This is a genomic window from Rhodoplanes roseus, from assembly GCF_003258865.1.
Lineage (GTDB): Bacteria > Pseudomonadota > Alphaproteobacteria > Rhizobiales > Xanthobacteraceae > Rhodoplanes > Rhodoplanes roseus.
On the sequence record NZ_NPEX01000285.1, the window covers coordinates 1 to 7,302 of the forward strand.

General features: G+C 69.1%; 4 protein-coding genes and 1 riboswitch. Of the genes, 1 reads left to right on the forward strand and 3 read right to left on the reverse strand.

The genetic code is table 11. The features are described from left to right. Positions 1-110: 110 nt before the first annotated feature. The 3 genes from gcvP to CH341_RS25890 form a co-directional block, all read right to left on the reverse strand. Positions 111-3,008, reverse strand: a complete 2,898-nt coding sequence (gene gcvP, locus CH341_RS25880; RefSeq protein ID WP_111421850.1) for an aminomethyl-transferring glycine dehydrogenase — start codon at positions 3,006-3,008, stop codon at positions 111-113. A 301-nt stretch (positions 3,009-3,309) separates the two neighbouring features. Beyond that, a riboswitch (glycine riboswitch) is annotated at positions 3,310-3,396 on the reverse strand. A 108-nt stretch (positions 3,397-3,504) separates the two neighbouring features. After that, the gene (locus CH341_RS25885) at positions 3,505-4,050 is read right to left on the reverse strand and encodes a flavin reductase family protein (RefSeq protein ID WP_111421851.1); all 546 of its coding nucleotides are present in this window, start codon (positions 4,048-4,050) and stop codon (positions 3,505-3,507) included. 493 nt (positions 4,051-4,543) lie between these two features. After that, the gene (locus CH341_RS25890; protein ID WP_170149813.1) at positions 4,544-5,326 is read right to left on the reverse strand and encodes a GntR family transcriptional regulator; all 783 of its coding nucleotides are present in this window, start codon (positions 5,324-5,326) and stop codon (positions 4,544-4,546) included. 478 nt (positions 5,327-5,804) lie between these two features. Between CH341_RS25890 and CH341_RS25895 the strand changes: the two genes are divergently transcribed. After that, entirely contained in the window at positions 5,805-7,229 is a 1,425-nt protein-coding gene (locus CH341_RS25895; RefSeq protein ID WP_111421853.1) for a M24 family metallopeptidase, read from the forward strand. Positions 7,230-7,302: the final 73 nt, after the last annotated feature.

Consider the following 7,302-nt stretch of genomic DNA (forward strand, 5'->3'; position numbering starts at 1 on the left):
GGCGCGGCGAACGCGCCGTGCCCACGCCGTCGGACTTTCGCGATGTCGGACCGCGTGGGCAACGACCCGCCGACGGCGCGTCGATGCCCACCCCACGGGGCCACGGAGCCTCACCCCGCATAGGCCTCGATCGGCGGGCAGGAGCACACCAGGTTGCGGTCGCCCCAGACATTGTCGACGCGACCGACCGGCGCGAAATACTTGTCGGTGCGCGACACGCCGTCGGGAAACACCGCCTCGGTCCGCGTGTAGGCGCGGTCCCACGTATCGTCGGCGAGATCGTGCACGGTGTGCGGCGCGTGGCGAAGCGGCGACTGCTCGATCGTGAGCCGGCCCGCCTCCACGGCGGCGATCTCCTTGCGGATCGCCACCATGGCGTCGATGAAGCGGTCGAGCTCGTGTTTCGATTCCGACTCGGTCGGCTCGATCATCAGCGTGCCGGCCACCGGGAACGACACGGTCGGCGCGTGGAAGCCGTAGTCGATCAGCCGCTTGGCGATGTCGTCCACGGTGACGCCGGCCGTCTCCTTCAGCGGACGCGGGTCGACGATGCACTCGTGCGCGACGCGGCCGTTGTGGTTCTTGTAGAGCACCGGGTAGTGCGGCGAGAGCCGCCGCGCGATGTAGTTGGCCGACAGGATCGCCACCTCGGTGGCGCGCTTCAGCCCCTGGTCGCCCATCATCAGCACATAGGCGTAGGAGATCGGCAGGATCGACGCCGAGCCGAACGGCGCCGCCGAGACGGGGCCGACCGGCGCCGTGGGGGCGAGCCCCCCGTCGTCGAGCGCCGGATGGCCGGGCAGGAATGGCGCCAGATGCGCCTTGACGCCGATCGGACCCATGCCGGGCCCGCCGCCGCCGTGCGGGATGCAGAAGGTCTTGTGCAGGTTGATGTGGCTGACGTCGGCGCCGTACCGGCCGGGCCGGGCGAGGCCGACCTGGGCGTTGAGATTGGCGCCGTCGAGATAGACCTGCCCGCCATGGGCGTGGACGATCTCGCACATCTCGCGGATATGCTCCTCGAACACGCCGTGTGTCGACGGATAGGTGATCATGGCGCAGGCGAGCTTCTGGCCGTGCTGCGTCGCCTTGGCCTCCAGATCGGCGAGGTCGACATTGCCGTCGCGGTCGCAGGCGACGACCACGACCTGCATGCCGGCCATCGCGGCGGAGGCCGGGTTGGTGCCGTGCGCCGAGGACGGGATCAGGCAGACGGTGCGGTGCGGCTCGCCGCGCGAGGCGTGATAGGCGCGGATCGCCAGCAGCCCGGCATACTCGCCCTGCGCGCCGGAGTTCGGCTGCAGCGACACGGCGTCGTAGCCGGTGATCTCGGCCAGCATCCTGGACAGCGCATCGAACAGGAACCGGTAGCCCTGCGCCTGCTCGGCCGGGGCGAACGGGTGGATGTCGGAGAACTCCGGCCAGGTGATCGGGATCATCTCGGCCGTGGCGTTGAGCTTCATGGTGCAGGAGCCGAGCGGGATCATGGCGCGGTCGAGCGCCAGGTCGCGGTCTGACAGCTTGCGCAGGTAGCGCAGCATGTCGGTCTCGCACCGGTGCCGGTGGAACACCGGATGGGTCAGGAAGGCCGAGCTGCGCAGCAGGCCGGCCGGCAGCCGCGCATCGGCCTCGCCGACCATCTCGTCGTAGTGCATGTGACCGCCGAAGGCGCGCCACACCGCCTCCACCACGCTCTCGTCGGTGCTCTCGTCGAGGCTGATGCCGATCGCGGCCTGAGGGCCGTGCTGGCCCGCCGCGATGGCGCGCAGGTTGATCCGCGCGGTCCGCGCCTTCTCGAGGATCTCGGCCTGCCGGTCGCCGACCGGCACCGCGATCGTGTCGAAGAACGGCGTCGTCGGCACGGCGAAGCCGAGCGCGCGAAGGCCGGCGGCCAGCACGGCGGCGCGGCGATGAACGCGGCGGGCGATCTCGGTGAGACCCTCGGGGCCGTGATAGACGGCGTACATCGACGCGATGACGGCGAGCAGCACCTGCGCCGTGCAGATGTTCGACGTCGCCTTCTCGCGGCGGATGTGCTGCTCGCGGGTCTGCAGCGCCAGCCGATAGGCCGGCGCCCCGCGCGAATCGACCGACAGGCCGACGAGGCGGCCCGGCATGGTGCGCTTCAGCGAATCTCGCACCGCCATGTAGGCGGCGTGCGGGCCGCCGAAGCCCATCGGCACGCCGAAGCGTTGGGTCGAGCCGATCGCGATGTCGGCGCCCAGCTCGCCGGGCGGCACCAGCAGCGTGAGGGCCAGCGGATCGGCGGCGAACACCACGAGTCCCTTAGCCGCATGGACACGCTCGGTGAGGCCCCGCCAGTCGCGCACCCGCCCAAAAGTGTCGGGATACTGCACCAGCACGCCGAACACGGCGGCCGGATCGAGGTCGCGCTCGGGATCGCCGACGACGAGCGTCAGGCCGAGCGGCTCGGCCCGGGTCTTCAGCACGGCGAGCGTCTGCGGATGCACGCCATGGTCGACGAAGAAGGCGCTCGCCTTGGAGCCGGCGGAGCGCTTGGCCAACGTCATCGCCTCGGCCGCGGCGGTCGCCTCGTCGAGCAGCGACGCATTGGCGACGTCGAGACCGGTGAGGTCCGTCACCATGGTCTGGAAGTTCATCAGCGCCTCGAGGCGCCCCTGGCTGATCTCCGGCTGGTACGGCGTGTAGGCCGTGTACCAGGCCGGGTTCTCCAGCACGTTGCGCAGGATGACGGGGGGCAGCACGGTGCCGTGATAGCCCTGGCCGATCAGCGAGACGAAGATCTGGTTCTTCGTCGCGATCTCGCGCATGCGGGCGAGCGCCGCGGTCTCGGACAGCGCCGGGCCGAGCGCCGTCGGGCGCTGGTCGCGGATCGCCGCCGGGACGACGTCGGCGATCAGCGCGTCGAGGCTCTTCGCCCCGACGGCCTCCACCATGACGTCGATGTCGCGCGGGCCGGGCCCGACATGGCGATGGACGAACTCGGTGGCCGGCGTGTCGGTCTGCATGCGGATGGGGGCGTTCATGCTGCGGTCCTGACGATGGGGCGGTGGCGTCGCGTCCGTCGCCTGCCGTCGGGGGACGGGCGGGCGCTCGGGCGGACGGACCGGTTGCGGATGCCAGGGCGATGCGCCGTCACGCTGATCAGGCGGGGCGGACGCGGGCAGACCGGACGGGTGTGGGCTGACGTGTCGCAACAGGACACACGGCGCCTCCCGACAAGCTCAGCTCGCCACGGCGCCCCATCTGTCTTGCGTGCCTGAGAGTGTTATCCCGTCGGCGGACACGTCCCCCACGGTGTGCGGGCGTGTCACTTTCCAGATTCACCTGCCCGCGACGGTCCTTTTGCCTGAGAGTTTCCGGGGCGGTTGCTCCTTCGGCGCCGGCGATGCCGGTCTCTCCCGTCGCGAGTACGCGAAAGCTCCTTGATACAGGATGTAGGTGCTTCGTCGATGCCGTCAACAGCCGCCAAAGTCAAGGCGCGGCGTTGCCGCCATTGTGGGCATGCACAATAAAACGTCGCTACCAGCTGCGGGGAAACAGCGAGTCGGACGGCGCCGGATGGGCTTCGCCGCCGCTGTCGAGCCGGCGGTAGCGGCCCGAGAAGAACACCAGCGGGCGCGGTGTCGCGGCTTCGCCCATCTGCAGGTTCTCGACCCGGCCGACGAAGATCTCGTGGTCGCCGCCGTCGTGGCGGGCGTGGGCGGCGCATTCGAGCACGGCCAGCGCTCCGGCCAGCACCGGCACGCCGTGCCGGCCCTCGACCGTCTCGACGCCCTCCCACTTGTCGGCCAGCGGCTTGGCGAAGCGGTCGGAGAGCGCCTCCTGGCGCTCGGACAGCACGTTGACGGCGTAGTGCCGGGCCTGCTGCCAGGACGTAAAGCTGTGCGCCCGCCGGGCGATCGAGAACAGGATCAGGGGCGGCAGCAGCGACACGGAGTTGAACGAGCTCACCGTGAGGCCGATCCGGCCGCCGTCCGGCGCGAGGCCCGTCAGCACGGCGACGCCGGTCGCGAAGCGGCCGAGGGCTTGGCGGAAACGGGCCTGATCGAACGGGACGTCCTGCATGCGGGCTGCGGCTCCTGGCGGCCGGACCCGCAGGAGGCGGCCAGGGCCGCGGGCGGGAGGGCTGGCGCTATCAACCAGCTTTGCACCGCCGCATCAAGCGACCCGCGCCGCAGCGCCCGGACCGCTCCGGGAGGGGCCGCCCTCGGCGCTGACTCAAGACCAGAAGCCTCTCCTTCGTCATGCTCCGCGGAGCTGGAGCACCCAATACGCCGCAGCCTTTCGACTGAAACAACGGGGTTCGGTGGATACTGGGTCATCCGCCTGCGCGAGGGCTCTGCATCATTGGTCATTCCGGGACGGCGCGCAGCGCCGGACCCGGAATCCAGCGAAAAATGCCGAGTTCGGCGCTGGATTCCGGGTTCGCGCCTTTGGCGCGCCCCGGAATGACGGATTGTGCAAAAAAGCCCCGGCCGGCGCGGACGACGATCGATAGGCTGTACCTTCGATCTTGTCTTCGCGCCTATTGGGGCCGCCCCGCCGTCGGGCGGGCCCGTCAGGCGCCGGCGCGCTTGCCGCGCGGCTGGGCGACGGCGGCCGGCCGGGCCCGGTTCGGGGCGTGATTCAGGATGTGCTGCAGCCGCTCGCGCAGGCTCTCGATGTGGCGGCGCATGGCGCGGGCGGCGCGCTCGGGATCGTGCGCCTCCATGGCCTCCAGGATGGTGCGGTGCTCGCGCCCGGCGCCGCCGAGATCGACGGTCTGCCACAGATGCAGGTACCAGAACCGCGTCGAGCGCTCGTGCATCAGGCGCACGAAGTCGGCCAGGATGGCGTTGCCCGACATCGCCGCGAGCTTGACATGAAAAGCGCGGTCGGACTCGACGAAGGCGTCGAGCGAGCCGCCGCCGTGCCGGCGGTTGGTCTTGTCCAGGATGGCGGCGAGCTCCTTGACGTCGTCGCGCTTGCTGTTCGCCACGGCGCGGCGCACCAGCTCGACCTCGACCAGGATGCGGGCGTCGAGGATCTCCACCACCTCGCCGATCGAGTCGGGCCGCACGATCACGCCCTTGCGCGGCACCACCTCGACCAGGCCTTCGACCTGCAGGAGCTGCAGCGCCTGGTGCACCGGAGTGCGGCCGAGCTTGAGGAGATCGCAGATCGCCGCCTCGTTGAGATACTGTCCCGGCAGGAAGAACAGCGTGAGGATCAGGTCCTTGATCTGCTGGTAGGCGAGGTCCGAGAGCGAGGCGCCCTTGTCGGCGACCGGCGGCGCCTCCGCCTCGACCGCGACGGCCTTGCGCTTCGGCCGGGCACTGCGTTCGGTTCGAGCCTGTGGCATCTCGGCGCCCCGCCGTTCGATGATCCGGGCGTCCTCATGCTGCGTCGCAAGATGACGATCGGCCCGGCCGCGACCCCCTGTCGCGTCGACAAATTCTAATGGTGTTCGGCGGCGGGCGCCAGCCGGCGGGGCGCGTGACGCGCATGCGCGCGCCGGGCCCGTGCGGGCCCGCAGCATCGGGCCTCGCCGGTGCCGGGGCGGGACTCCGACGCGTCGAATCGGCCGCGCCGATCGCACTGCAGCACGAGCGCGGCCGTGCTGATCACCACGCCTGAGAACCGCGCCGAAGCGTCGCCGTCGCCGTCCTTTTTTGCAGAGCTGTACCGTAGGAACCACATCGCCGTTCGCTTCCCACGAGTTTGGCCGTCGTTATAATTCGAGCCGCTCGGATCACTTGCGTTCGGGCTTTCTTCGCATCTCCCGCAACGTCGGGCCCCCACATTCGAAACCTCGAAGTCGGTCCAACGAGGAGCGCTCCATGAGCTATGAACTAGACCACGCCTTTCTCGGCAAGCCGCACCACCAGCTGCCGCGCCGTGTCTACGCCGCGCAGGGCTGCGACTGGCAGTATCGCGTCGACTACGAGCGTCTCCGCCGCCAGAGGCTCGAGAAGGCGCGCGAGCAGATGGAGATCCACGATCTCGGTGCGCTGGTCCTCTACGCGGGCGCCAACATCCGCTACATCACCGGCTCCTATCAGGGCAATTGGAAGTACAACATCAACATCCGCTACGCGGTGCTGCCGCGCGGGGGCGATCCGATCCTGTTCGAGACCGCCGGCTCCGACATGCAGTGCGCCCGCATCGACCTTCCCTGGATGCACAAGACCCGCGGCAGCAACATCGCCGAAGGGCTGAAGGGCTCGGCCTCGATCGCCGCCGGCGCGCGCGAGCGCAAGATCGACCCGCTGACCGATCCGGGCCTGATGATGCGCGACAACATCCGCCCCGCCATGACCTGGCAGTGGGCCGAGTCGGCCGTGCCCTACATGGCCGAGCGCATGGTCGCTTCGATCTACGAAGTGCTCAAGGAGTACGGCGTCACCAAGGAGAAGATCGGCGTCGACAATCTCGACATCCCGTCGCTCGAGGCCTTCAAGAAGTTCAACATCAACATCGTCAACGGCTGGCCGGCCATGTCGGCGGCCCGCGTCGTCAAGACGATCGACGAGATCGAGCTGCTGAAGCAGTCGTCGACCATCGGCGACGCCGCGATGTGGCACATCAAGCACGAATGGCTGAAGCCGGGCGTGACCGAGCGCCAGATCGAGGCCAAGGTGCACGAGCTGATGCTGCGGCTGGGCTGCGAGATCATCTACGACATCATCGTCGCGTCGGGCGGCAACACCTCGCCCTATCGACGATGGGCGACCGACAAGATCATCCGGCAGGGCGACCTCGTCATCGTCGACATCAACGCCGTCGGTCCATCGGGCTACTTCATCGACTACGTGCGCTGCTTCAAGTGCGCGGCCAAGATGACCCAGAAGGAGATCGATCTCTACAAGCAGACCTACGACTCCATGTATGCCGGCATCGAGATGCTCAAGCCGGGCAACTCGACGGCCGACGTCGCGGCGAAATTCCCGGAATACGACGACGACACCTACGGGACCGTGACGCTGCAGCAGTTCGCCCACTCGATCGGCATCACGCTGTACGAAGGCATGTGGATCTCGCGCGCCTACTCGCTCAGCCAGCCGGCCGAGATCAAGGAGAACATGTACTTCGCGATCGAGACCTTCGCGGGGCATCCGCTGCTCGAGCAGACCACGCGCCTCGAGGAGAACGTGCTGGTCGGCCCCAACGGCCCGATCATCTTCACGCTGATGGAGCATATGGAAGAGGCCGTCGGCGATCACAGCCGGCCGGGCGGCGTGGACCATCCCTCGCTCGAGAAGTGACGTGACGCCGATGCCGGTGCGACGCGGTCCCGCCGCGTCCCGCCGATCGTGACGAGGCCGCCGGCGTTCGCCG

Excerpts from the sequence above, each read along its gene's own strand:
- gcvP (WP_111421850.1), bottom strand. The coding sequence starts at position 3,008 with ATGAACGCCCCCATCCGCATGCAGACCGACACGCCGGCCACCGAGTTC.
- CH341_RS25885 (WP_111421851.1), bottom strand. The coding sequence starts at position 4,050 with ATGCAGGACGTCCCGTTCGATCAGGCCCGTTTCCGCCAAGCCCTCGGC.
- CH341_RS25890 (WP_170149813.1), bottom strand. The coding sequence starts at position 5,326 with ATGCCACAGGCTCGAACCGAACGCAGTGCCCGGCCGAAGCGCAAGGCC.
- CH341_RS25895 (WP_111421853.1), top strand. The coding sequence starts at position 5,805 with ATGAGCTATGAACTAGACCACGCCTTTCTCGGCAAGCCGCACCACCAG.